20 protein-coding genes are annotated in these 24277 nt (G+C 73.6%); 11 read left to right on the plus strand and 9 right to left on the minus strand.

Annotated features, from left to right (window positions below):
- Nucleotides 1-268: 268 nt before the first annotated feature.
- The 8 genes from dhbC to ACIQD7_RS09370 all read left to right on the plus strand — a co-directional run bounded on the left by dhbC (nucleotide 269) and on the right by ACIQD7_RS09370 (nucleotide 10046).
- Entirely contained in the window at nucleotides 269-1396 is a 1128-nt protein-coding gene (gene dhbC / locus ACIQD7_RS09335) for an isochorismate synthase DhbC (protein ID WP_402441388.1), read from the plus strand.
- On the plus strand, nucleotides 1393-3066 hold the full coding sequence (locus ACIQD7_RS09340) for a (2,3-dihydroxybenzoyl)adenylate synthase (protein WP_402440956.1): 1674 nt from the start codon (nucleotides 1393-1395) through the stop codon (nucleotides 3064-3066). Before dhbC ends, ACIQD7_RS09340 begins: the two co-directional genes overlap by 4 nt.
- 79 nt (nucleotides 3067-3145) lie before the next feature.
- Nucleotides 3146-3769, plus strand: coding sequence for an isochorismatase family protein (locus ACIQD7_RS09345; RefSeq protein WP_121829355.1), 624 nt, complete (start codon nucleotides 3146-3148; stop codon nucleotides 3767-3769).
- A 6-nt stretch (nucleotides 3770-3775) separates the two neighbouring features.
- Nucleotides 3776-4447, plus strand: coding sequence for a 4'-phosphopantetheinyl transferase family protein (locus ACIQD7_RS09350; protein ID WP_402440959.1), 672 nt, complete (start codon nucleotides 3776-3778; stop codon nucleotides 4445-4447).
- Between the two features lie 98 nt (nucleotides 4448-4545).
- Nucleotides 4546-6042, plus strand: coding sequence for an MFS transporter (locus ACIQD7_RS09355; protein ID WP_121829357.1), 1497 nt, complete (start codon nucleotides 4546-4548; stop codon nucleotides 6040-6042).
- Nucleotides 6043-6144: 102 nt separating this feature from the next.
- Complete coding sequence (locus tag ACIQD7_RS09360; protein WP_121829358.1) at nucleotides 6145-6417, plus strand: GlsB/YeaQ/YmgE family stress response membrane protein; 273 nt, start codon at nucleotides 6145-6147, stop codon at nucleotides 6415-6417.
- Between the two features lie 397 nt (nucleotides 6418-6814).
- A complete protein-coding gene (locus tag ACIQD7_RS09365) occupies nucleotides 6815-8812 on the plus strand; it encodes a sigma-70 family RNA polymerase sigma factor (protein WP_402440962.1) in 1998 nt (665 codons plus the stop codon).
- Between the two features lie 46 nt (nucleotides 8813-8858).
- Nucleotides 8859-10046, plus strand: a complete 1188-nt coding sequence (locus tag ACIQD7_RS09370) for an MFS transporter (RefSeq protein WP_402440964.1) — start codon at nucleotides 8859-8861, stop codon at nucleotides 10044-10046.
- Nucleotides 10047-10092: 46 nt separating this feature from the next.
- Here ACIQD7_RS09370 and rph read toward each other — a convergent pair whose 3' ends face one another.
- Complete coding sequence (rph, locus tag ACIQD7_RS09375; RefSeq protein WP_402440966.1) at nucleotides 10093-12708, minus strand: rifamycin-inactivating phosphotransferase; 2616 nt, start codon at nucleotides 12706-12708, stop codon at nucleotides 10093-10095.
- Nucleotides 12709-12958: 250 nt separating this feature from the next.
- On the opposite strand from rph, the gene ACIQD7_RS09380 reads away from it, so the two are divergent.
- Nucleotides 12959-13627, plus strand: coding sequence for a macro domain-containing protein (locus tag ACIQD7_RS09380; RefSeq protein ID WP_402440968.1), 669 nt, complete (start codon nucleotides 12959-12961; stop codon nucleotides 13625-13627).
- A 70-nt stretch (nucleotides 13628-13697) separates the two neighbouring features.
- A complete protein-coding gene (locus tag ACIQD7_RS09385; RefSeq protein WP_402440970.1) occupies nucleotides 13698-15314 on the plus strand; it encodes an ADP-ribosyltransferase domain-containing protein in 1617 nt (538 codons plus the stop codon).
- Between the two features lie 90 nt (nucleotides 15315-15404).
- Here the strand turns inward: ACIQD7_RS09385 and ACIQD7_RS09390 are convergent, their stop codons facing one another.
- The 5 genes from ACIQD7_RS09390 to ACIQD7_RS09410 all read right to left on the minus strand — a co-directional run bounded on the left by ACIQD7_RS09390 (nucleotide 15405) and on the right by ACIQD7_RS09410 (nucleotide 18995).
- Nucleotides 15405-15794, minus strand: coding sequence for a hypothetical protein (locus ACIQD7_RS09390; RefSeq protein WP_121829363.1), 390 nt, complete (start codon nucleotides 15792-15794; stop codon nucleotides 15405-15407).
- A gap of 119 nt (nucleotides 15795-15913) precedes the next feature.
- Nucleotides 15914-16351, minus strand: a complete 438-nt coding sequence (locus ACIQD7_RS09395) for a hypothetical protein (RefSeq protein WP_402440972.1) — start codon at nucleotides 16349-16351, stop codon at nucleotides 15914-15916.
- 142 nt (nucleotides 16352-16493) lie between these two features.
- Nucleotides 16494-17330 (minus strand): RNA polymerase sigma factor SigF, encoded by an 837-nt coding sequence (locus ACIQD7_RS09400; RefSeq protein ID WP_402441389.1) that lies wholly within the window; start codon nucleotides 17328-17330, stop codon nucleotides 16494-16496.
- Between the two features lie 156 nt (nucleotides 17331-17486).
- Entirely contained in the window at nucleotides 17487-17888 is a 402-nt protein-coding gene (locus ACIQD7_RS09405; RefSeq protein WP_240449915.1) for an ATP-binding protein, read from the minus strand.
- Between the two features lie 162 nt (nucleotides 17889-18050).
- A complete protein-coding gene (locus ACIQD7_RS09410; protein WP_402440975.1) occupies nucleotides 18051-18995 on the minus strand; it encodes a PP2C family protein-serine/threonine phosphatase in 945 nt (314 codons plus the stop codon).
- A gap of 377 nt (nucleotides 18996-19372) precedes the next feature.
- Here ACIQD7_RS09410 and ACIQD7_RS09415 point away from each other — a divergent pair, with 377 nt between their 5' ends.
- Nucleotides 19373-19888 carry a MarR family transcriptional regulator gene (locus ACIQD7_RS09415; RefSeq protein WP_161374255.1) on the plus strand — a complete coding sequence of 172 codons (516 nt, stop codon included), beginning with the start codon at nucleotides 19373-19375 and terminating at the stop codon, nucleotides 19886-19888.
- 171 nt (nucleotides 19889-20059) lie between these two features.
- On the opposite strand, the gene ACIQD7_RS09420 is transcribed toward ACIQD7_RS09415, so the two are convergent.
- From ACIQD7_RS09420 to ACIQD7_RS09430, 3 genes are all read right to left on the minus strand, one after another.
- On the minus strand, nucleotides 20060-21280 hold the full coding sequence (locus ACIQD7_RS09420; protein ID WP_402440977.1) for a PP2C family protein-serine/threonine phosphatase: 1221 nt from the start codon (nucleotides 21278-21280) through the stop codon (nucleotides 20060-20062).
- Nucleotides 21281-21362: 82 nt separating this feature from the next.
- Nucleotides 21363-21731, minus strand: a complete 369-nt coding sequence (locus tag ACIQD7_RS09425; RefSeq protein ID WP_402440979.1) for an STAS domain-containing protein — start codon at nucleotides 21729-21731, stop codon at nucleotides 21363-21365.
- 48 nt (nucleotides 21732-21779) lie between these two features.
- Nucleotides 21780-24251 (minus strand): SpoIIE family protein phosphatase, encoded by a 2472-nt coding sequence (locus tag ACIQD7_RS09430; protein ID WP_402440981.1) that lies wholly within the window; start codon nucleotides 24249-24251, stop codon nucleotides 21780-21782.
- Nucleotides 24252-24277: the final 26 nt, after the last annotated feature.

Consider the following 24277-nt stretch of genomic DNA (forward strand, 5'->3'; position numbering starts at 1 on the left):
CACTCCCCGGGCGGCCCGGGGGGGGGGGGGGGGGCGCCCCGGGGGGGGGGGGGCCGGGGGGGGGCCCCCCGGGGGCCCCCCCCCGCCCACCCACCTCATCGAACCAAGGAGCCCACCCGTGTCGACGGTCCCCCAGGTCGCCGCGCACCCGCCCGCGTCCGCCTCCATACCCGCCCCCGCGCCCGCGCCCTCACCGGTCGCCGCGCCCGCCGCCGCGCCCGTCCGCTCCGCCGCGCCCACCTCGTCCGCCGTCGGCGCCGCCACCGGACTGCTCGACGCCTTCCGCGCCGGAGACCGCTTCCTCGCCACGCCCACCCGGACCCTGCTCGCCCACGGCGTGCTGAGCGAGGTCCCGCACGGCGCCGACCCGATCGCCGAGCGGGTGGCCGACGCCCTCGCCGAGGCCCGCGCCGGACGCCACGCCGCCCCCGTCGTGATGGGCGCCATCCCCTTCGACCAGGACGCCCCGGCCGCGCTCGTCGTGCCCGAGACCGTCCGCACCGGACCGGCCCTGGCCTCCGACCCGCTCGTCGCGCTGCCCGCCGACGCCCCCCGCGCCGGCGCCTGGACGGTCCGTCCGCACCCGGCGCCCGAGGTCTACGCCAAGGGCGTCGCCGCCGCCGTCGACCGCATGTGGAACGGCGAGTTCAGCAAGGTGGTGCTCGCCCGCACCCTGGAGGTCACCGGACCCGACGAGCTGGACATCGCCGCCATGGTCCGCCGGCTCGCCCGCCGCGACCCGTGCGGCTACACCTTCGCGCTGCCCACCCACCCCGGCCGCACCCTGCTCGGGGCCAGCCCCGAACTCCTGGTCTCCCGGCGCGGCAACCAGCTGGTCTCCAACCCGCTGGCCGGCTCCACCCCCCGCAGCGACGACCTCGCCGAGGACGTGCGGCGCGCGGCGGCCCTCCTGGAGTCTGCCAAGGACCTGCACGAGCACGCGGTCGTCGTCGACGCCGTGCACCAGGCCATGGCGCCGTACTGCTCCACCATCGACGTCCCCGCCCGGCCGTCGCTGATCCGCACCGCCGCCATGTGGCACCTGTCCACCACGGTCACCGGCACCCTCGCCCACCCCGAGGTGTCGGCCCTGGAGATCGCCTCCTCGCTCCACCCCACCCCGGCGGTCTGCGGCACCCCGACGCCGCTGGCCCGCGAGGTCATCCGCGAGACCGAGCCCTTCGACCGCGGCTTCTTCACCGGCATCGTCGGCTGGGGCGACGCGGACGGCAACGGCGAATGGGTCGTCACCATCCGCTGCGCCGAGGCCGAGGAGCGCACCCTGCGCCTGTACGCGGGCGCCGGCGTCGTCGCCGCCTCCCTGCCGGAGGACGAGACCGCCGAGACCGCCGCGAAGTTCCGCACCTTCCTGCACGCCGTGGGAGCCGAGCTGTGACCGCCCCGACCCGTCCCGCGTCCCTCGGGGAGCCGTCCGGGGACGTCCCGTACACCACCCCCACCTGGCCTGCGGAGTTCGCCGAGCGGTACCGGGCGGCCGGCTGGTGGGAGGGCGTCACCTTCGGGACGATGCTCCGTACCCGGGCCGAGGCCCACCCCGACCGCGTCGCCGTCGTCGACCGCGCGGGCCCCGGCGGCGCCCGGCGCGCCTGGACCTACGCCGAGCTCGACCTGCGCGCCGACCGGCTCGCGGCCGGACTCTCGGCGCGCGGCATCGGCGCCGGCGACAAGGTCGTCGTCCAGCTGCCCAACGTCGCCGAGTTCCTCGAAGTGGTCTTCGCGCTCTTCCGCCTCGGCGCGCTCCCCGTCTTCGCGCTGCCCGCGCACCGCGAGTCGGAGATCTCCTACTTCTGCTCCTTCACCGGCGCCGCCGCCTACGTGATCCCCGACGTGCACGGCGGCTTCGACTACCGCGCCCTGGCGACCACGGTCCTCGCCCGCTCCCCCGAGCTGCGGCACGTGTTCGTCGTCGGCGAGGACGCCGGAGCCTTCGAGGCGCTGGCCGACGTCCCGGCCGAGCCCGTCGACCTGCCCGACCGCGACCCCTCGGAGACGGCGTTCCTCCAGCTCTCCGGCGGCAGCACCGGCGTGCCCAAGCTGATCCCCCGGACGCACGACGACTACGTCTACTCGCTGCGCGGCTCCGCCGAGATCTGCGCGCTCGACGAGGACAGCGTGTACCTGTGCGCGCTGCCCGCCGCCCACAACTTCCCGCTCTCCTCCCCCGGTTCGCTGGGCGCGCTGTACGCGGGCGGGCGGGTCGTCATGTGCCCGCAGCCGGCCCCCGACGTGGCGTTCCCGCTGATCCAGGACGAGGGCGTGACGATCACCGGCCTGGTGCCGCCGCTGGCGCTCGTCTGGATCGACGCCGCCCCCGGCTCCGCGTACGACCTCTCCACCCTCGACGTGCTCCTGGTCGGCGGCGCGAAGCTCTCCGACGAGGTGGCCCGCCGGGTCCGGCCCGCCCTGGGCTGCACCCTCCAGCAGGTCTTCGGGATGGCCGAGGGCCTGGTCTGCTACACCCGGCTGGACGACGACCCGGAGACGGTCGTCACCACCCAGGGCAGGCCGATCTCCCCGGACGACGAGATCAGGGTCGTCGACGACGAGGACGAGGACCTGCCGGTCGGCACCACCGGCCACCTGCTGACCCGGGGCCCGTACACCATCCGCGGCTACTGGAACGCGCCGGAGCACAACGCCCGCGCGTTCACCGAGGACGGCTTCTACCGGACCGGCGACCTCGTCCGGCTCACCCCGAGCGGCCACCTGGTGGTCGAGGGGCGCGCCAAGGACCAGATCAACCGGGGCGGCGAGAAGATCGCGGCCGAGGAGGTCGAGAACCACCTCCTGGCCCACCCGTCGGTGCACGACGCCAACGTGGTGGCCGAGCCCGACCCGTACCTCGGCGAGCGCAGCTGCGCGTACGTGATCCGACGTCAGGGGGCGGAGGAGGTCAAGGCGCTGGTCCTCAAGCGCTTCGTCCGGGAGCGCGGGCTCGCCGCCTACAAGGTCCCCGACCGGATCGTCTTCGTCGACGCCTTCCCCACCACGGGCGTCGGGAAGATCTCCAAGAAGGACCTCCGCGCGGAGAGCGCGGGCGCCTGACCGCCCCGCCCCCGCCTCCCCGCCTCCCCTCCTCGTCCCACCCCGCCCTCACCGCCCCATCCCTCCGAAACGGACCGTCATGAGCCTCCCCGCCGTCCCGCCCTACCCGATGCCCCGCCCCGGCGACCTGCCGGCCAACCGGGTGGACTGGACCGTCGACCCGGACCGCGCCGTGCTCCTGGTGCACGACCTCCAGAACCACTTCCTGGCCCCGTTCGACGAGGGCGCCGAGCCGCTCACCGCGCTGCTCGCCAACCTGAACCGGCTCCGCAAGGAGGCCGCCCGGCTCGGCGTGCCCGTCGTCTACACCGCCCAGCCCGGCGGCCAGACGCCCGAGCAGCGCGGCCTCCAGCAGGACTTCTGGGGCCCCGGCGTCCCGGACGACCCGCACGCCGTGGCGATCGCGGACGCCGTCGCGCCCGAGCCCGGCGACATCCGCCTCACCAAGTGGAAGTACAGCGCCTTCGTCCGCACCGACCTCCTGGAGCTGCTGCGCGAGCAGGGCCGCGACCAGCTCGTGGTCACGGGCGTGTACGCGCACATCGGCGTCCTGATGACGGCCTGCGACGCGTGGATGAGCGACGTCCAGGCCTTCGTCGTCGCGGACGCCGTGGCCGACTTCTCCGAGCGCGAGCACCGGATGGCCCTGGAGTGGGCGGCGGGCCGCTGCGCCGTCGTCACGACCACCGAACAGGTATTCTGACGCGTCATGCGCTACGAGGAGGTTCCGGGCCACCCGGGGGTCGTCACGGCCTCCGTGGCGGAGGCCGCGGCACCGGCCCGCGCGCTCGCGTCCGTGCTCGACGACGACGAGCGCGCCCGGGCCGCCCGCTTCCTGTTCCCGGTGGACGCGGACCGGCACCGGGTCGCCCACGTGCTGCTCCGGCTCGTCCTGGGCCGTCACGTGGGCGAGCCCCCGGAGCGCCTCGTCTTCCTCCGGCAGCCGTGCGCCGGCTGCGGCGGCCCGCACGGCAAGCCGTACCTCCGGGGCCACGACGTGCACTTCTCGCTCTCCCACTCCGGGGACCGGGTCCTGGTGGCGGTCGCGCCGGTGCCGGTCGGCGTGGACGTCGAGACGGTCCCGGAGGACAGCCTGGTACGGGACATGACGGGCGCCCTCCATCCGCGCGAGCGGACGGAGCTGGACGCCCTCCCGGCCTCCGTGCGGCCCGCCGCGTTCGCCCGCTGCTGGTCCCGGAAGGAGGCCGCGCTCAAGGTCTCGGGCGTGGGCCTGGCGCGGGGCGCCGCCGAGCCGTACGTGGGCGCCGCCGACCGGCCGGCCCCGGTCCCCGGCCTCCGCATCGCCGACCTGCCCCCGTTCAAGGGCCACGCCGCCGCCCTGGCCCTGCTGGCCGCCCCGGGGGACCACGACTCTCCGTGACCGTCCGACCCCGGTGGGTCCCGCCGCCGCATGGAACGCCCGGTTCAGGGAACTCGGCCTGAGGGGATCGCCGGGGGGCACGCGACGGAGAGAGAACCATGGCTTCTGAAGTGTCACGGGCCCCCTCACCGGGCCCCGGTGAATCGACGGTCACCACCGCCGTACCCGCCCGCCTCGACCGGCTCCCGTGGTCGCGGTGGCACTGGATGATCGTGATCGGCCTCGGCACCGTCTGGATCCTGGACGGCCTGGAGGTCACGATCGTCGGCAACGTCGCCGGCCGCATCGCCGAGGACGGCAGCGGCCTCGACATCACCGCCGCGCAGATCACCGGCGTCGCCGCGGCCCTGTACGTGGCCGGAGCCTGCTCCGGCGCGCTGTTCTTCGGCTGGCTCACCGACCGCTACGGCCGCAAACGGCTCTTCATGGTGACGCTGGTCGTCTATCTGGCGGCGACCGCGATGACGGCGCTGTCGTTCGAGTCCTGGTGGTTCTTCCTCTTCCGGTTCCTCACCGGCTTCGGCATCGGCGGCGAGTACGCGGCGATCAACTCCGCCATCGACGAGCTGATCCCCTCGCACTACCGCGGCCGGGTCGACCTCATCATCAACGGAAGCTACTGGCTGGGCGCGATCGGCGGTTCCCTGCTGTCCGTCGTGATGCTGGACACCGACATCTTCCCGAAGGACCTCGGCTGGCGGCTCAGCTTCGCCCTCGGCGTCGTCCTCGGCCTGGTCATCCTGCTGGTGCGCCGGCACGTCCCGGAGAGCCCGCGATGGCAGTTCATCCACGGCCACGGCGACGAGGCGGAGGAACTCGTCGGCGCCGTGGAGAAGGAGATCGAGAAGGAGAAGGGCGCCCCGCTGCCCCCGCCGGACCGCGAGATCACCATCCACCAGCGCAAGAGCATCGGCTTCGGCCTGATCGCCAAGACGGTGTTCCACACGTATCCGCGCCGGGCGGTCCTCGGGCTCTCGCTCTTCATCGGGCAGGCGTTCCTCTACAACGCCATCACCTTCGGCTTCGGCACCATCCTGATCACGTTCTTCGACGTGCCCACGGGCAGCACCGGCTACTACTTCGCCGTGATCGCCGCGGGCAACTTCATGGGGCCGCTGCTCCTCGGCAAGCTCTTCGACACGGTCGGCCGCCGGATCATGATCTCCTCGACGTACCTGCTCTCCGGCATCCTGCTGTTCGGCACCGCCTGGCTCTTCGACCGGGGCTCGCTGAGCGCCACCACGCTGACCGCCTGCTGGTGCGTGGTGCTGTTCTTCGCGTCGGCGGGCGCGTCCAGCGCGTACCTGACGGTCTCCGAGATCTTCCCCATGGAGACCCGTGCGATGGCCATCGCCTTCTTCTACGCCCTCGGCACGGCGGCCGGTGGCATCAGCGGGCCGCTGATCTTCGCGGAGCTCACCGAGTCCGGCGTCGTCGGCGACACGGTCCTGGCCTTCCAGATCGGCGCGGGCCTGATGTGCGCGGCCGGTCTCGTGGCCGCCTTCCTGGCGGTCAACGCCGAGCGCCGCTCCCTGGAGGACATCGCGGAACCCCTGTCGACGGCGCGGCCGTCCTCCTCCGCCGACACCCGATGACGTCGGGGGCGTTTGGATCCGCAGATTGCGCGTATGCGTTCGATGTAAGCGTTCGATAAGGACGGAACGGGCCGAACGGCACACGCGAAGGAGACGGACATCATGGGAATCATCGCTTGGATCGTCATCGGACTGCTGGCGGGCCTCATCGCGAAGGCCCTGACCCCGGGTCGCGACCCGGGCGGGTTCATCATCACCACGCTGCTCGGCATCGCGGGCGGCCTCCTCGGCGGCTGGCTCGGCAAGGTGATCTTCGGGGTCGACTCCATCGACGGCTTCTTCGAGCTGTCGACCTGGATCGCGGCCATCATCGGCTCGGTGATCCTGCTGCTCCTCTACCGTCTCTTCACCGGCGGCTCGCGACGCCACGCATAAGGGCGTGAGGCCAGGTCACCCGGCCCTACACACCGCTCCGCGTACGGCCCCGCCCTCGCTCTCGACGAGGACGGGGCCGACGCCTGTCCGGCGGCCGGCGGCCCGCCCGCACGGACCGTCCGCTACCGTGGGGCCCGCTCCCCGCCCGGGCCGGACGCGTCCGGGCGTTCCGTCCCGCACGCCGAGGAGGTCCGCGTGTCCCCCGTCCGCCCTTCCGTCCCGTGCGCGGACCACGGCGTTCCACTACCGCCCCGAAGGACCACCGGACGGCCCGGCCGACCCCCGCTCCCCGAATCCGTTCGGGAAAGCCGGGGGATTTCTGTTATCGGCCCGGCGCCCGGTGGTCTCCCATGTGTTGGCCCCCGAGGACGACCGGAACAGGCAGGGTGATTCGAGCATGAGTACACAGCAGCTCACGGAGCTGGTCAGGGCGGCGCAGAGCGGGGATCCGCGGGCCCAGGACCAGCTCCTCACCCACCACCTTCCGCTGGTCTACAACATCGTGGGCCGGGCGATGAACGGTCACCACGACGTGGACGACGTCGTGCAGGAGACGATGCTGCGGGCACTCGCCGGGCTCGCCGGGCTGCGCGCTCCCGACAGCTTCCGGTCCTGGCTGGTGGCCATCGCCATGAACGTCGTCCGCGGCCACTGGCACCGGCAGCAGACCGGTTTCGCCACCGGCGGCCTCGACGACGTCCGCGACCTCCCCCAGCCGGGCGCCGACTTCGTCGGCCTGACCGTGGTCCGGCTGAACCTGTCGGGCCAGCGGCGCGAGACCGCCGAGGCGACTCGCTGGCTGGAGCCGGACGACAGGGCGCTGCTGTCCCTGTGGTGGCTGGAGTGCACGGGCGACCTGACCCGCTACGAGGTGGCCTCGGCCCTCCAGCTGTCCCCCGAGCACACGGCGGTGCGCGTCCAGCGCATGAAGGCGCAGCTGGACGCCGCCCGCGTCGTCGTGCGGGCGCTCACGGAGAACCCGCTGTGCCCCGACCTGAGGTACGAGCTCGGCGGCTGGGACGGCCGTCCGTCCAGTCTCTGGCGCAAGCGAATAGCCAGGCACGCGCGTGCGTGCGTGCACTGCGCGGGCCTGTCCCACGGCCTCTACCCGGCCGAGGGCCTGCTCGCGGGACTCCTGCTCGTCCCCCCGGCCGGACTGCTGCTCGCGACCTTCCGCGAGCGGGCGGGCCTCGACCTCGCCACCGCGTCCGCGTACTCCCCGTACGAGCCGATGGGGACGGCCGGGTCCTACGAGACCGGCCACCCGACGGAGTACCAGGCCGGATACGGGACCGGATACGAGACCGGGTACGGGACCGGATACCAGCAGCCGGGCCCGACCGGCTACGAGACGGCGGAATCCCCCGCGTACGCGTACCCGCACGCGTACGAAACGGCGGAAACGCCCGCATACGCCTACGAGCCGATGGAGCCGGTGGAAACGGCGGAGACGGCCGAGCACGTCTACGCGTACGAACCGGCGGAGCCGACCGGGTACGAGTCGGCGGGAGCGCCCGGAGCGAGCCCCTCCCCCGTCCTCGGCGCCCGCAGCGCCCGCAACGCGCGGCGCCGCAGGCGGCAGGAGCAGCAGCGCGGGCGCCGGCGCGTGGCCATCGCCGCGAGCGTGGCGGTGGCCGCCGTCACCGGCGGGGCCTTCACCCTGGTGAACGGTCCCGACGAGGACGACCTGACGGCCCTGGACGCGCCGCGCGCCTCGACCGTGGACCTCACGATCCCCGCGTCGGCCCCGGCCTCGTCCCCGACCACGGCCACCGCCTCGGCCCGGGTCACCCCGACGGCCACGCCCTCGGGCACGCCTCGCCCCAGCAAGACCGTCTCCGCCAAGCCCAAGGCCACGCCGTCGGCGTCGGCCCCGGCCACCACGAAGGCCGCCGCCCCGCAGACCCCGCGGCCGACCGCGGACAAGCCGACCGGCAGGCCCACCCAGCCGCCCGTCACGAAGGAGCCGACGACCCCGAGCCGCCCCACGGCCACGAAGCAGGACTCCGGCCACACCTCCGTCGAGGAGCAGGTGATCGCCCTGGTCAACGCCGAGCGGGCCAAGGAGGGCTGCGGCGCCGTCACCGGGAACTCCCTCCTGGCCCGGGCCGCCCAGGGCCACTCCGACGACATGGCCGCGCGGGACTTCTTCGACCACACCAACCCGGACGGCGCCGGGCCGGGCGAGCGCGTCACGGCCACCGGATACGGCTGGTCCACGTACGGCGAGAACATCGCGATGGGCCAGCAGACGGCGGAGCAGGTGATGGAGGCCTGGATGAACAGCCCCGGCCACCGCGCGAACATACTGAACTGCTCGTTCAAGGAGCTGGGCGTCGGCCTGCACACGGGCGACGGCGGCCCCTACTGGACCCAGGTCTTCGGCGCGCGCTGACCCGGGGTCCCGCGCCGGGTCCGGCACCGGGGTTACCGTCGGCGGCATGGTTGGTGATCGTCAAGGGTGGCTCCGGTGCCTGCTCGGCGGGGCCGTGTTCGTCGTGGGGATGGCCGGCACCACGCTGCCGACCCCGCTCTACCCGCTCTACCAGGAGAGGTTCGGGTTCTCCGAGCTGACGGTGACCGTGGTGTACGCCGTGTACGCCTTCGGGGTCATCGGGGTGCTGCTCCTCGCGGGCAACGCCTCGGACACGGTCGGCAGACGGCCCACGCTGCTGTGGGGCCTGGGATTCGCGGTGGCGAGCGCCGTCTGCTTCCTGTGCGCCGACGGCCTGGCCTGGCTGTACGCGGGCCGGCTGCTCTCGGGCCTGTCGGCGGGCCTGTTCACGGGCGCGGCCACCGCCTACGTCATGGACCTGGCCCCGCCGGGCGGCGCGTCCCGGGCGACGCTCGTGGCGACGGCCGCCAACATGGGCGGCCTCGGCTGCGGACCCCTGCTCGCCGGGCTGCTCGCGGAGTACGCCCCCGAACCGCTGCTGCTCCCGTTCGCCGTGCACCTGGCCCTGGCGGTCCTGGCGGCCGCCGTCGTCCTGCGGCTGCCGGAGACCGTACGGGAGATCCGGCCCCTGTCCGCCGTACGGCCCCGGTGGCCCGCCCTGCCCGCGCCGGTCCGCCCGGTGTTCGTGCCGGCGGCGCTCGCCTCCTTCGTGGGCTTCGCCCTGTTCGGGGTGTTCACCTCGGTCAGCCCCGCCTTCCTCGCCCGATTCCTGCACGTGGACAACCACGCCGTGACCGGCCTGGTCGTGGCCCTCGCGTTCTTCTCCTCCACCGCCGGGCAGCTCGCCGTCGGCCGCGTCGGGGTGCCCCGGTCCCTGCCCCTGGGCTGCGCCGTGCTCTTCGCCGGCCTGGCGCTCCTGGCGGGCGCGCTCGCCACCGACCTGTTCGCGCTGGTCGTCCTGGCCGCCGTCGTCGGCGGCACCGGGCAGGGCCTGACCTTCCGCGCGGCCCTGTCCGCCGTCGCCGGGGCCGCGCCGGAGGAGCGGCGCGCGGCGGTGATCTCGACCCTGTTCCTGGTCGCGTACACGGGCATCTCCCTGCCCGTGATCGGCGTCGGCCTCCTGACCGGCCCGCTCGGTCTGGAGCGGGCCGGTCTGGTGTTCACCGGCTGCATGTTGCTGCTCGTCGCCTGCGCGGGCGCCTATCTGCTCCGGCGGCCGGTACGGACGGGGTGACGGGGACCGGCCGTCGGAGGCGCGGTGGCGGGGCGGGGGCCGGGTCTCACGACAGGATCTCGACGTACCCGTCGGTCCCGTGCACGCGGATCCGCTGCCCGTCCCGGATCAGCCGGGTGGCCCCGTCCAGGCCCACGACGGCCGGCAGGCCGTACTCCCGGGCGATCACCGCGCCGTGGGTCATCAGGCCGCCCACCTCCGTGACCAGGCCCGCGATGCCGACGAACACCGGTGACCAGCTGGGGTCCGTGAAGGCCGTGACCAGGATGTCGCCCGCCTCCAGGTCGGCCTCCTCCATGTCGAGGACGACGCGGGCCCGGCCCTCGACGGTGCCCGCGGAGACCGGCAGGCCGACGAGGGCGCCGGCCGGGACGTCGTCCCGCCGGTAGGACCCGTTGAGGGCCTCGCCGTCCGAGGTCAGCACCCGGGGCGGGGTGAGCGCCCGGTACGCCCGGAACTCCTCCTCGCGCCGCCGGATCAGTCCCCGGTCCACCCGCCGCGTACGCACGGCCTCGTGGAACTCCTGGAACGTGAGGAAGAAGACGTCCTCCGCTGCGGCGAGCACCCCGGCCCGCACCAGGCGCTCCGCCTCTTCCAGCAGGGCCCGCTTGTAGACGAAGGAGCGGCTGACGATGCCGTACTTCGGATACTCGCGGTATCCGACGAAGGTCCGGACCCGGTCGATCATCCGCTTGGTCTCGGCGGCCTTCCGCTCCCCGTCGGGCAGGGCCCGCAGACGGGCCAGGACGTCCCTTTCCTTCTCCAGGGCCCGCCGCCGGCCCTCCTCGAAGCGCCGCTCGGCGGCGCCCGGCCCGAAGTTCCTGACGTTGTCGAGGAGGGCGGGCACGAGCGCGGCGGGGCGCTCGCGCCAGCGCGGCCTGGTGATGTCGATCTCGCCGACGCAGCGCATACCGTAGCGGTCGAGGTAGGCCTCGACGGCGTCGCGCGCCCCGGACCCGCCCGGCAGCTTCGGCAGCTCGTCCAGGAAGTCGTCGTCCTCGACGCGGCCCAGGAACGCCACGACCTCCGGATGGGGGCGGATCGCGTCGGCGACGTCGAGCAGGGCGAGGCCCATCTCGGACGTGATGTTGTCGGGGGCGGAGAGCGTCAGCGTGTCGGCCGCGTTCTTCTCGCCCAGCCACGCGTGGAGCTTGTCGTTGAGCCACCAGGTGGCCTCCGCGCCCGCCGTGAGCACCTGGAAGCTCAGGGGATCGCCGAGGACCCGCTTGTGCTCCTCGAAGGCGTCGAGGAGGAAGTCGAACAACTCCGGTCCGGTCTTCGTCCGGATGTCGCGCTCCAGGGCGGCGACCGACGCCCGGCTGCGCTCGATCAGCGCGGTGACGATCGCCGGATCGGTCTCGACGGGGGCGGGCGCCCCGCCGGCCGCGGGCGCGCCGGGTCGCTCGGCCGCGCCGGGCTCCGGATCCGGGAGCGGGGGGACGAAGCCGTCGCGGGCGAGGACGGTCTCCAGGGCGTCCCTGATCAGCGGGTCGCCCCTCCCGATGACGTCCAGGAGCCCGGCGCGGCTCGCGGGCGAGGCCAGGCGCCGGGTGACGTCGACGAACAGCCTTCCGCCGGCCTCGTGCATCGGCACCATGGCCGTCAGCTGCCACAGGGAGTACCCCAGGGGCTTCATGGCGTCGGTCATCATCTGCTGGTGACCGACAGAGACGTAGACGTGGTTCTCCCCGTCGCCGGCCTCGGGAACGGGGAACAGCGTCGTGATCGGCCGGCTCTGGACGATCCGGAAGTCGTCGTCGACCAGACACCACTCGATGTCCTGCGGGCGGCCGAAGCGCGCCTCGATCCGCCGTCCGAGCCGCACGAGCCGCAGGACCTGCGCGTGCGTCAGCGCCGGCCGCTCCCGGCGTTCCGCGTCGACCTCCACCTCGTGCGTGCCGCCGCCGGGCAGGGGCAGGACGGCACGCCGTTTGACGGCGATCGCCGCGGAGACGACCTCGTCGTCCCGCACGGTGAAGACGTCCGGGTTCACCAGGCCGGAGACCAGGGCCTCGCCGAGCCCGAGGCCGGCGTCCACCGTGGCCGTCCTCCGGTCGCCCGTGACGGGGTCCGCCGTGAACAGGACGCCGGCCGCGCGGGGGAAGGCCATCCGCTGGACGACCACGGCCATGTGGACCGTGCGGTGGTCGATGCCGTGGCGCCTGCGGTAGGTCACGGCCCGCTCGGTGAAGAGCGAGGCCCAGCACCGGACGACGTGCCGGAGGACCTCCGCCGTGCCCGTGATGTTCAGATAACTGTCCTGCTGGCCGGCGAAGGAGGCCGTCGGCAGGTCCTCCGCCGTGGCGCTGGAGCGGACGGCGTAGGCCTCGTCCTCCCCGAACCGGACGAGCGCGTCGGTGATCGCCTCCGCGACGTCATCGGGGACGGCGACCGCCTCGACGGTCCGGCGGATCTCCGCGCTGAGCGCGCGGGTCGCCTCCCGGTCGTCCGGGTCCAGACGGGACAGCCGGTCGAGCGGTCCGTCGAGCGACGGCGTCAGCGCCACGACCCGCCGGAAGGCGTCCGTGGTCACGCAGAAGCCGTCCGGCACGCGGACGCCGTCGATCCGCGCCAGCGCGCCCAGGTGCGCGCCCTTGCCTCCGACGGCCGCGACCCGCGTCTCGTCGGTCTCTCGCAGGTCCCACACGTACCGCGCGTTCATCGCGCCCCTCTTTTCCGCAGGTCATGGCTGAGGCCGACGATTCTGCGCCACGACCGGGGCCTTGCCGCAAGCCCCCCGGTGCGCTATAAGTTGAACATGGCGAGGAGAGCGATCTCCTCGCCTTTGTCGTTCGCTCGTCTTTGTCGTTCCCTCGTTCCCTCGTCTTCGCCGTTTTCTCGCCGGGGCCGTTGTCAGTGGGGCCCTATAGCTTCGGAGTTGTTCGAGAAGCTGTGCGAGAGGGGGCGGGCCCATGGGTGTCCGGCATGAGTTGAGGGTCGTACTGGTCGACGTGAACGCCGAGGTGGTGGCGGCCTGGCGGTCCGCGTTCGCGGACACGCCCGAGGTCGAGATCCGGCGGGGCTCCCTGCTCGACGTGGACGTCGACGCGTGGGTGTCCCCCACCAACGCGCAGGGGCGGATGGACGGCGGTGTCGACGCCGTCGTCAAGCGGTACCTCGGCGCCGGCATCCAGGTGCGGGTGCGGCGGGCGATCCGCGAGCGGTTCGGCGGGAGCCTGCCGGTGGGCAGCGCGGTGTGCGTGCCGTCCGGGGCCGCCGTGCCCCGGTACCTGATCTCGACGCCGACCATGCGCCATTCCTCGCAGGACGTCGGCGAGACCATGAACGTGGCGCTGGCGTGCGCGGCCGCGTTCCAGGCGGTGCACCTGCAGAACCGGGCCGAACCCGGCAGCGTCCGGTCGGTGGCCCTGGTGGGCCTCGGCGCGCAGACGGGGCGGGTGCCCGCGCAGGTGTGCGCCAATCTGATGTGGACGGGCTACACCCTGTTCCACGACCACGGGTTCGCGGACTACGACGAGTTGAGGGCCGCGGTGCTGGCGCAGCTCGACGACATCCGGGGAGCGGGGTCCGCGCGGCGGGTCCGGATCGACGTGCCTCGGCGGCCTTCCTTTCGCCGCTGACCCGGAGACCGCCCAGGTCCCGCAGGACGACGCCACCCCCTCCGTACCGAACCCCGGGAGTTCCGCACCCATGACCGACGCCGACGTTTCCGCCGCGGGCGATCCGCTGAAGCTGGCCGAGCTGTTCACCGGCGGCGGCGAGCCCTGGCTTCCGCTGCTCGGGCCGGTGATCGAGGCGCAGCCGGGGGCCGCCGACTTCATCGGCCCGAAACGGAGCCCGGAGGTGGTGCCGGTACGGGAGTTGACGTTCCAGGCGCTGAAGCCGCATCCGCCGCACAAGTGGAAGGTGGTGGCCTTCGGCCAGAACCCGTATCCGCGGGCGGAGAGCGCGACCGGCATCGCGATGTTCGACAACACCTTCGCCGACTGGGAGGACAGCCGGTTCGGCCGGGTGGTCAGCATCCGCTGTCTCATCAAGGCCGCCGCGATGTGGAAGTACGGCATCGCCAAGAAGACGCCGGTCGCCGACGTCCGGGCCCTGTTGAGGAAGGAGGACACGGTCCGGCCGCCGGAGTGGTTCCAGGCGATGCTGACCCAGGGCGTGCTGCTGCTGAACGCGTCCCTCACGGCGAGCGCGGACGGGTCGGTGCCGACCGACCGGCACACCGCGTTCTGGCGGCCCGTGGCCGAGCAGATCGTCGAGGAGATCCTCCGGGCCAAGCAGGAGGCGCCGGAGGAGGACCGGGGGGTGGTGTTCACCTGGTGGGGCGCGCACGCCCGGAACCTGAAGAGGGTCGTCCAGCGGCTGGAGAAGAAGTACCCGGGGGTCGAGGTCCGGCACCTGGACCACGTGAACCCGGCGGCGCAGGGGGACGCCTTCTGCGAGGGCGACCACTTCTCCCGGGTGAACGACGCCCTGGCGGCGGTGGGGGCCGAGCCGGTCGACTGGCTGCCGGGGAAGGGCTGGGACCGGGTGGCGGAGGGGGCCGGAGGGTCGGAGGGCGGCGGTGTCGCCGAGCGGATGGGGGCGTTCATCGCGTCGACCATGGAGCTGCACCAGCTGTATCTGGAGCGGCTCACGAGCGTCAAGGACGAGGGGCTCGTCCTGCCGCCCATCACCGGCGTGTTCGACACCCCGCTGATGGACTTCCCCCGGGCCGTCGAGCCGGTGTCCCGGGTGCTCCGGAACCTGGAGGCTCACATCGAGCGGTCGCGCCTGTTCGGCGAGGCCAGGGCCGCGTCGGCGGAGGACACCGGCGGACTGTCCGCCGACGCGATCGCGGCGCTGTACCTGTACACGTGCGAGTCGGCGTTCTACCGCGAGATCAACGCCGTGCTGCGGTCGCCCGACCGGGAGCGGCTGGTGCCGTATCTGCCGTACCTGCGGCTGCTGTTCTCGGCGGTGGCGGAGCTGCCGGCGCGGAAGCAGCCGCTGTGGCGGGGCGTGGCGCTGGACCTGCGGTCGCAGTATCCGGTGGGGCGGACGGTGACCTGGTGGGGCGTGTCCTCGTGCACGTCCGAACCGGCCGTGGCCCGGGGGTTCCTGGGGAGCCGGGGCAAGCGGACCCTGTTCGAGGTGACGCCGGCGCGGGCGGTGGGGATCCGGCGGTTCTCCGCGTTCACCGGCGAGGAGGAGTACATCCTCACGCCGGGCACCCGGCTGGAGGTGACGGAGGTGAAGGCCGAGCGCGGGGGCCTGTGCACCGTACGGCTGAAGGAGCTGGAGGGGCCTGGCCCGGTGTCCTGAAAGGGCCCCGCCCCGGAGCGGTCCGTCTCGGCGCGGTCCGTTCTGGGCTCGGTCCGTTCTGAGCTCGGTCCGTTCTGGGCGCGGTCCGGCTCAGAGGAGGCCGACGGTCCGGGGCGGGGCGTAGACGTGGCGGGCGAGGTGTTCGCCGCCGCAGCGGACCATGAGGTCCCGGTGCGGGCCGGGTTCCCGCTCGCGGGCGATCCGCTCCTGGTGGCGGGCGCAGGTCTCGCAGGCGGGGTCCCAGTCGGGCAGGAGGTCGCGGTGCCGGGCGGCGAGGTGCGCGCCGAGGGCGATCTGGGTGGTGACGGTGCTGTCGAACGGGTCCCAGTCGACGCCGCGTTCGCCGGTGAGGCGGAGTTCGGCGATCCGGTCGCCGACGTTCCGCATGGTGCGGTAGAGACTGGCGCACTCGTCGCAGTCCCACATCCAGGGCGGGGGGAGGGGCCACTCGTGGCCGGGGTCGATCTCGTCCGGGCTCATGCACGGCACGATAGTCCGCGGGGCCCGGGGCTCCGGGCCCTTTCCCCGAACAGGCGGCTACCGTCCGGTACCGGGGTGCGGCGGCCCCGGGCACGCTATGGCGCCCTCCCCCTGCCGGGCTACAGGTCCTCGCAGAGGGCGCGGGCCCGGTCCAGCTCCTTCTTCACCTCCGCGTTGAACTCGAAGGTCGCGGAGAGCCGTGCCCGGGAGCCGCGGACGGCCTGGGCGAGCGGCTCGTACCGCGCGTCGCCCGCCGCCGCCGACGCGGAGAGCGCGTCGGCCGCCCCGTAGCGGTTGAGGGCGATCTCGCCGGCGGGGCCCTTCTCCGTGTACTTCGCCGGGTCGAATCCGTCGAGCGCCCGGCACGCGGCCCGCGCGTCCCCGGCCGCGCCCTCTCCGGCGGAGTCGGTGTCCCCGCTCAGCGCCCAGGCGACGCCCGTCCCCGCGGCGCCGAGCACGAGCCCGGCTATGAGGGAGAGGACCACGGTGCGGGTGCGGTGGGAGGACGGCGCGGGGGCCGTCGGCGCGGGGACGGTGTGAGGCTGCTGTGGCTGCATCGGGCCACGGTAGCCCGGCCCCTCATCCCCCGGGCAGGGGGTCGGCCGTCCCGGGGCACCGCCGCACGGGGAACGGCCTCACCGGAAGGGGGGGCGGTGAGGCCGTTCGGTTCCCGTGGGGGAAGCGGGAGGAGGGGAGCCGTCACTCCACGGGGGCGAGCATCCCCTTGCGGAGGCGGGTCAGGTTCCGGGAGAGCAGCCGGGAGACCTGCATCTGGGAGATGCCGAGCCTCTTGCCGATCTCCGACTGCGTCAGCTCCTCGACGAAGCGGAGGTGGATCAGCAGCCGGTCCCGCTCGCCGAGTTCGGCGATGAGGGGGGCGAGGGCGTGGAAGTCCTCGAAGAGCCCGAGCGCCGGGTCCTCTTCTCCTATGAGGTCGGAGAGCATGGCACCGCCCTCCTCGCCCTCGCCGCCGACGGCGGCGTCGAGCGAGGTGGAGTTGTAGCCGTTGGAGGCGATCCGCGCCTCGATGACCTCGTCCTCGGAGAGGTTCATCAGGGCCGAGAGCTCCGCCACGCTCGGCGAGCGGCCGAGGCGGGAACTGAGCTCCTCCGTCGCCTTGGCCAGCTCCACGCGGGCCTCCTGGAGGCGGCGGGGGACGTGGACGGCCCAGGAGGTGTCACGGAAGAACCGCTTGATCTCCCCCACGATGCAGGGGACCGCGAAGGTGGTGAACTCGACCTCGCGGGAGAGGTCGAAGCGGTCGATGGCCTTGATCAGTCCGATGGTGCCGACCTGGACGATGTCCTCCATGTCGTCGCCGCGTGCCCGGAAGCGGCCTGCGGCGTAGCGCACGAGCGACATGTTCATCTCGATCAGCGTGTTGCGGGCGTACTGGTACTCGGGAGTCCCCTCCTCCAGTGCGGCCATCCGGTCGAAGAACACCTTCGACAGTTCGCGCGCGTCCTTCGGCGCCACCTTGTCGGGGGCTTCGAGTACGGGAAGGCCCCCCACGGTCCTCTCGGCGCCGGTCTTCATCTCGTTCAGCACTGTGGTCGGCACTTCGATGACCCCCTCTTTCGTCGACAACCCGTCTTCCCCCGGACGGCCCGCATACCCCCGCTCTCGCGGAGCATTCACGTCTTCTCTAAATTTCTTTTTCGGCGCCGCGCCGGCCCCCGCGTCCGGGCGGTCTCAGACGAGGGCGAGGCGTGCCCGGACCCGCTTGCCGGACGGGTGCGGCTCCACGCTGACGCTCTCGCAGACGGCCACGACGATCTCGACGCCGTGCTGGCCGATGCGGCCGGGGTCGTGTCCCCGGGGCACGGGAGAGGCCTCCAGGCAGTCGAACACCGAGATCTCCAGCGCGTCCTCGAACAGTTCGAGGAGCAGGCGGCAGGGGCCGGGCGCGTGCCGCACGGCGTTGGTCACCAGCTCGCTGACCACCAGGCGCGCGAGGTCGACGCGCTCGCGGGCGACCGGCCGTCGTCCCGCGGCCGGGGACGCGGTGAGGAAGTCGGCGGTGAAGTCGCGGGCCGATGCGACCATGCCGTCGTCGGCGTCCGTACCGTCGTAGTCGACGCTCGCGTACAACAAGGGTTTCTGTGTCGCACGCTCCGCGGCGATCGCGTCCGTCATCGACCTGCCTCCCCTCACACGGCTCGGTGCCGTGCTCCGTACCTCATCCTGCGCACCTTCCCTCCTTTGCGATTTCCACACCGTCCGCATCCGAGAACACGGACGCGGACACGACCGTACTCATACGGCGGGAGGGCCGGGAAGGTCTTCGCGATCCTCTCCGGTGGCCGGGCTCCGCCCGGCGGAGCGGCCGTGCCAGTCCAGACAGAGTACGAGAACGTCGTCCGGAAGTCCGCCGGGGGCCTCTTCTCGCAGTGCCCGGACGACGGCCCGGGGGGTGTCCGCGCAGGCCGTGCGGCGGGTCCGGCCGATCGCGCGGCGCACCGAGCGGTCGAGGGCCGCGTCACCGGCGTCCGGCGGGGGCTCGCCCCGGTCGCAGGCGACGAAGACCAGCCGGTCGCCGGGGAGGACGCGGAGGCCCTGGGTGGCGTAGACGGTGTCCTCGAACATGCCGAGGGGCAGCTGGCGCTCCAGGTGGATCCGCTCGGTGACCGTCCCCCGGTCCCGCCAGACCGTGGGCGAGCCCGCGTCGACGACCCGGACCTCTCCGGTGGCGCGGTCGAAGCTCAGCAGGAGGGCGGAGAGGGAGCGCTCGCCCCGGTGCTGTCCGTAGAGCGCCTGGTCGGTGAGGCTGGCCTGGCCGACCAGGTCGAGTCCGGCGCGCCGGGCGTTGCGGATGGCGTTCAGGGCGAGGGTGCTGACCAGGGCGGACGGGGTGTCGGGTCCGGTGCCGTTGGCGACGACCAGGGTGAGTTCCTCCTCGGTGGCGCACCAGTCCAGGACGTGTCCGCCCGAGGTGTAGGAGGGCTCCCAGTAGGCGTGCAGGTCGAATTCCGGACCCGTGCAGGCCTGCCCGGGGAGCAGGCCCCACTGCATCTCCGCCGGGACGCTGAGGGGGCGCGCCCCGCGCGTCCGGCGGTACAGGTCGGTGTGGCGGTCGGCGACGCGCAGGGCGTGTCCCAGCGTTTCGGCGATGTCGGCGAGCTCCTCGGTCACCGCGGGAGTGGCCAGGTCCGAGGGCAGGACGACCACGAGGACGCCACAGCGTTCGCCACGAACCGTCACAGGAAGGCAAGCGGTCGCCGTGGGCCCGTCACCACCGAAAAGATATGGTTGCTGTGTGGAAAGTGCGCGGCCCGCGGGTCCCGACCCGACGGTCGCGTGCCGCACCCCGGCCGGAGCCTGTACGGGTTCGACGGGACGCAGCGACGTGCGCCCGTAGTCGACGAGCAGGAGGTCGGCGGAGTGCACGGCGAACCGCTGTGCCAGATCGACACGGAGGGAGTCCAGGAGGCGGTGTGGCGGCGCCCCGCGCAGAGCGCGTTCCACAGTCACGTGTCGATCCACCGAGCCCGTACCGCCTTCTGGAGAGATGTGGAGATGACCGGCGCGTCGCGAGGCCGACGCCTTCGGCCCCGGACGCCTGAGGAGTGTCGGTAGCCATGGACACGAACCCCGCCCCGTCCCAGCGGGAGCCGCAGGAGACGGCACAGGCCGCCCGGGAGCTCATCGAGCTTCTGGAGGTGCTGTGGGAGCGCGGCCGGGACATGGTGTCGTCGACACCGGTGTCGGCGTCTCAGCTCCGCGTGCTCTACAGCCTCGACCGCGAGGAGGGCATCAACCTCCGCGCGCTCGGGGAACTGCTCGGTTCCGCGCCGCCCTCGGTGAGCCGCATGTGCGACCGCTTGGAGGCGCTGGGATTCGTGCAGCGGCTGCCCAGTCCCGTCAGCCGCCGGCAGCTGGAGCTGCATCTGACCGTCCGCGGCAAGGCGTACCTGCGCGATCTGCGGGTCCAGCGGGAGGAGGCCCTGCTGGCGGTCATCTCCGGCATGACCCCGACGAGCCGCAAGGCGCTGCTGCGGGGTCTGACGGGCTTCCAGGACGCGCTGGACAAGGAGAGACCGTCGGCGCCCCCGGTGCACCGGGGCGCGCCGCTCAAGGACGTCCGGTCCGCCTGACCCCCGCGCGCCGTGCGCGCCGTCCGGTCACGTGCCCCATGTCCCACTTGTCACCCTCTGCTCGCCCACGACGTGTCCACCCCGGACACGAGCCAGGTGTTGCACCAAGGATACAGTTGCCGCACGGCAACTGTTGACACCGGGCGTACGGGTGGGCGCGCGCGGAGCGGATCAGGCGTCGGCGCCCTCAGCGAGGGCGGGTCCGGGGAAACCGGGCCCCGCGTCGGGTCCCTCCTGCCGGCCGTACCAGTCGAGACAGACGACCAGCGCGTCGTCCTCCAGCGGGGCGTCGCCGTGGTAGGCGGCGAGTTCGCGCAGGACCGCGCCCGGGACCTGCGCGGACGGCAGCAGCTTGGTGGCGGTGAGCGCGCGGGCCAGCGCCCGGTCCCCGTAGCTCTCCCCGTCCGGGGAGGGCGCGTCGTACACCCCGTCGCTGCCGAACAGCAGCCGGTCCCCCGGGCGGACCGTGAGGCGCTGCGGCGTGTAGACGGTGTCCTCGAACATCCCCAGGGGCAGCTGGGCCTCGAACGAGACGGCCTCGACGGAGCGGTCCCGCAGGCGCCACAGGCGCGGCGACCCGGCGTCCACGGCCTCCACCTCGCCCGTCGCGAGGTCGAAGCGCAGCAGGAGCACCGAGACGAAGGCGTCGCCCCGGTACTGCGCGTACACGGCCTGGTCCGCCAGGGCCGCCTGGTCCGCGAGGCCGAGGCCCGCGCGGCGGGCGTTGCGGAGCGCGTTGAGGGCGAGGTTCGTCAGGAGGGCGGCCTCGATGCCCTCCCCCATCCCGTTGGTGACCGTCAGGGTCAGGTGGTCGGCCGAGGCCGACCAGTCGTAGTTGTCCCCGAAGATCGCGTAGGCGGGCTCCAGGTGGGCGCCGAGGGCGAACTCGGGACGGACGCAGGAGCGGCCCGGCAGGAGCTGCCACTGCATCTCGGCCGCCAGCGTCAGCCGGCTGGCCCGCCGCGCGAGGTCGTACAGGTCCGTGTCGCGCTCGGCCACCAGGATCTCGTGGCCGAGCGCCTCGCAGACGTGTCGCAGCTCGGGCAGCAGGGGGACGAGGTCGCAGCCCGCCGGCAGGGCGACGGTGAGGACGCCCATCCGGTCCCCCCGGACGGTGACCGGCAGGTGGACGGAGACGGCCTCGGCGTCATGGGTGACGTACGGGTCCTGGGCGCCGAAGGCACGGCCCTGCGGGCTGTCGTGGATGAGGACCGGCGGGGTCGTGTGGGGCACGCGCTCGACGAGCTGGAGCGACCGCAGCGCGTAGTCGGCGAGGCGGAGTTCCACCCGCAGCGCTCCGCACTGGTCGCGCAGGGCGTCCGCCACGACGCTCACCAGCAGGTGCGGAGCGGCCCGGCGCAGTGCCTGCTCGACACCGGTGATCTCGTCCACGTGTTCCGGCTTCTCCTTCTCTTCTCCGTCCGGGGCGCGGTCCCCGCCCTCGGCGGGGCCGCCCCGTCCTTCGTACGGCTCTCTAGCCCTCGTGTCCCGCCGCGACGAGCGCACCCGCCACGTCGGCGTGCAGGGGCGTGGTCATCGTCAGACCCGTGATCTCCAGGATGCGGCGCACGGCCGGGGTCGGCGCGGCGAGGTGCAGGTCGCCCCCGGACTCCCGGGCGTCCCGTCCGGCCCTGATCAGGACGTTCAGGCCGGAGGAGTCCATGAAGTCCAGGGCGGAGAGGTCCAGGACGAGGTGGCGGCGGCCGTGCAGGAACTGGTTGGCCAGGTGGTGGTGGAGGAAGGTGGCCGTCTCGATGTCGAGTTCGCCCCCCACGGAGAGGACCGCCGTGACGGCGTCACGGACCTCCACTTCGACGTCCAGGTTCACTTCGCGTTCGGTCATGCTTCCTGCTTTCCACGGAGGGGCTGATGGTCGGTCGGGCGGGCGCGGTCAGGTGACGCGCACGCCGATCAGGCACGTGTCGTCGTCGGTGTCGGACTTGCTGTGCGTGAGCAGCAGGTCGAGGCGCCGTTCGAGGCCGTCGGCCGGGGCCTGGGCGGTGGCGAGCAGCTGGTCCAGGGAGTCGTGCACGGAGGTGTCCCGTCGCTCGACGAGGCCGTCGGTGTACATCAGGACGGTGTCCTCGGACTCCAGCTGGATCTCCGCCTCCTCGTACTCGGCCTCGGCGAGGGCCCCGAGCAGCAGCCCCTGGAGCAGCGGCAGCGTGGTCGCCCGGTCGCCCCGTACGAGCACGGGCGGGAGGTGTCCCGCCCTGGCCCAGCGCAGGGTGCGGGTCGTGGGGTCGAAGACGCCGCAGACGGCGGTGGCCGTGACCTGGGCGGTGAGGTGGTGCGCCACGTTGTTCAGCCAGGACAGGAGCTGTCCGGGGCCGGCGCCGGTGACGGCGAGGCCGCGCAGGGCGTTGCGCAGGACGACCATGCCGGTGGCGGCCTCGATGCCGTGGCCGGCGATGTCCCCGACGCACAGCAGGATCTTCTTGGACGGCAGGACGACGGCGTCGTACCAGTCGCCGCCGACCAGGGACTCGGTCTCGGCGGGCCGGTAGCGCACGGCGACGTCGAGGCCCTGGGCGTCGAGCGGGGCCCTGGTCGGCGGCATGATGGCGTGCTGGAGCTGGAGGGCCAGCCGGTTGCGCTCCGCCGACTCCTGTTCGGTCACGGCGAGTTGGTCGCGGGTGGCCGCCAGGGCGACCTCCGTCCAGTGCTGGGCGGAGATGTCCTGGTAGGCGCCCCGCACGGCGAGGAGCCGCTCGTCGGCGTCGAGGGAGGGTTCGGCGATGACCCGGATGTGGCGGGTGACGCCGTCCCCGCGCACCATGCGGAAGGCCGTCGAGCTCGCCCGCCGCTGGTGCAGCACGGCCTGGAGGAAGCGGCCGATGGCGACCGCGTCGTCGGGGTGGGCGTGCGCGGTGAGGTCGCGCAGGGAGACCGGCCCCTCGGTGAGGTCCCGCCCGAAGAGGTCGAAGAGCTGCCCGTTCCAGGTGATCTCCCCGGTCTGGACGTCCTCCTCGAAGCCGCCGATGCGGCCGAGGCGCTGGGCGTGCTGGAGCAGGCTGGCGAGCCGGGCGGTCTCGTCCTCGATGCGCCAGATGAGGAGCACGCTGTCGCCGTGCCGGCTGATGCTGAGGTCGGCGGCGGACGCGAGCGGCACCTGGTCCACGAGGGCGGTGAGCCGGGTCCGCCGGGCGCGGAAGGGCTCCCCGGTGGCGTAGACGCGCTCGATCCGTTCGAAGAGCTCGTTCTCGCCGGCCGTCGTGGGGTACGCCTCCAGGAGCAGCGCCCCGTCGACGGCACCGCGCGAGCGGCCCGCCGGGTCCTGGAAGTGCTCGTTGGCGTGGCGGATGCGGAAGTCCCGCAGGCGCCCCTCGTCGTCCAGGTGCGGGGTCAGGACCAGGGCGGGGTCGTAGAGGCCGTCGGCGAGCTCCACCAGCTCCGACGCCCCGGCGGCCGCGTCCGGGAACCCCCGCGTCCGCACCGGCTGCACGGGGAGGGTCTCCAGGGTGTGGGCGCACAGCTCGGCCAGGGCCTCGATCTGGCGCTCCACCGCCTGCGGCTGGGGCTCCAGCGGCCGGGGCCAGCAGATCTCCAGGACGCCGTGGATCCGTCCGCCGGTCCCGGCGGGCACCGCGACCCGGCCGCCGTCGGGGTGGCGGGCGTGGCCGATCGTGGGGATGCCGGCGGTCGCGAGCGAGGGGAAGCGGACGGTCCTGCGGGCGGCGAGGGCCTCCCGGGCCACGGTGGCCACGCCGGGCGGCACGTAGCGCCAGCGGGCGGGCTCGTCGGCGCCGAAGCCCGCGTGGCCGCAGAGGGTCAGGGAGGCGTCGGGGCCGGTGGTCCAGATGGCGACGGCGACGGCGCCCAGGGGGGCGAGGGCGTGTTCGAGGAGGGACTCGGCGACGGCCTGGCTGTCCCCGGCGTTGAGCGCGGCGCTCTCGGCCGTGCGCAGGCGCACGGCGACCGAACCGTCGGCCCCGGCGTCGGTCCCGCCGGTCCCGGTGTCCGGCTCCGTCCCCTCCGGCGGCCGTACGGCCCTGACGAAGTCGTCGGCGACCTCGGCGACCCGGTCGTGGGCGGCCTGGTTGATGATCTCCGCGGCCAGTTCCAGCTGGGAGAGCCCGGCCTGGCCGGCCAGTTCGGCGAGCTGCTTCGCGGCCTGGGCCGGGCCGCAGCCGAGCCGCTCGACGATGACGCCCTTGGCGAGCTCGATCAGGGCGCGCCCCTCGGCCGCGGCGTGCGCGGCGCGCACCTCCCCGCGCAGCCGCTCCACCGTGGCGGCCAGCCGGCCCACGGTGGAGCGGTCGTCCGGCGGGTGCCGCTCTTCCTGGAAGGCCGGCGGTGTCGGAGCGCCGTCCCCGTGGGGACCGACGGCGGGGTATCCGCCGTGGCGGTGGGGAGCACTCATGACGCGGACTCCTCGGGGGACGGCGG

The sequence above is a fragment of the Streptomyces sp. NPDC093071 genome, from assembly GCF_044754545.1.
Lineage (GTDB): Bacteria > Actinomycetota > Actinomycetes > Streptomycetales > Streptomycetaceae > Streptomyces.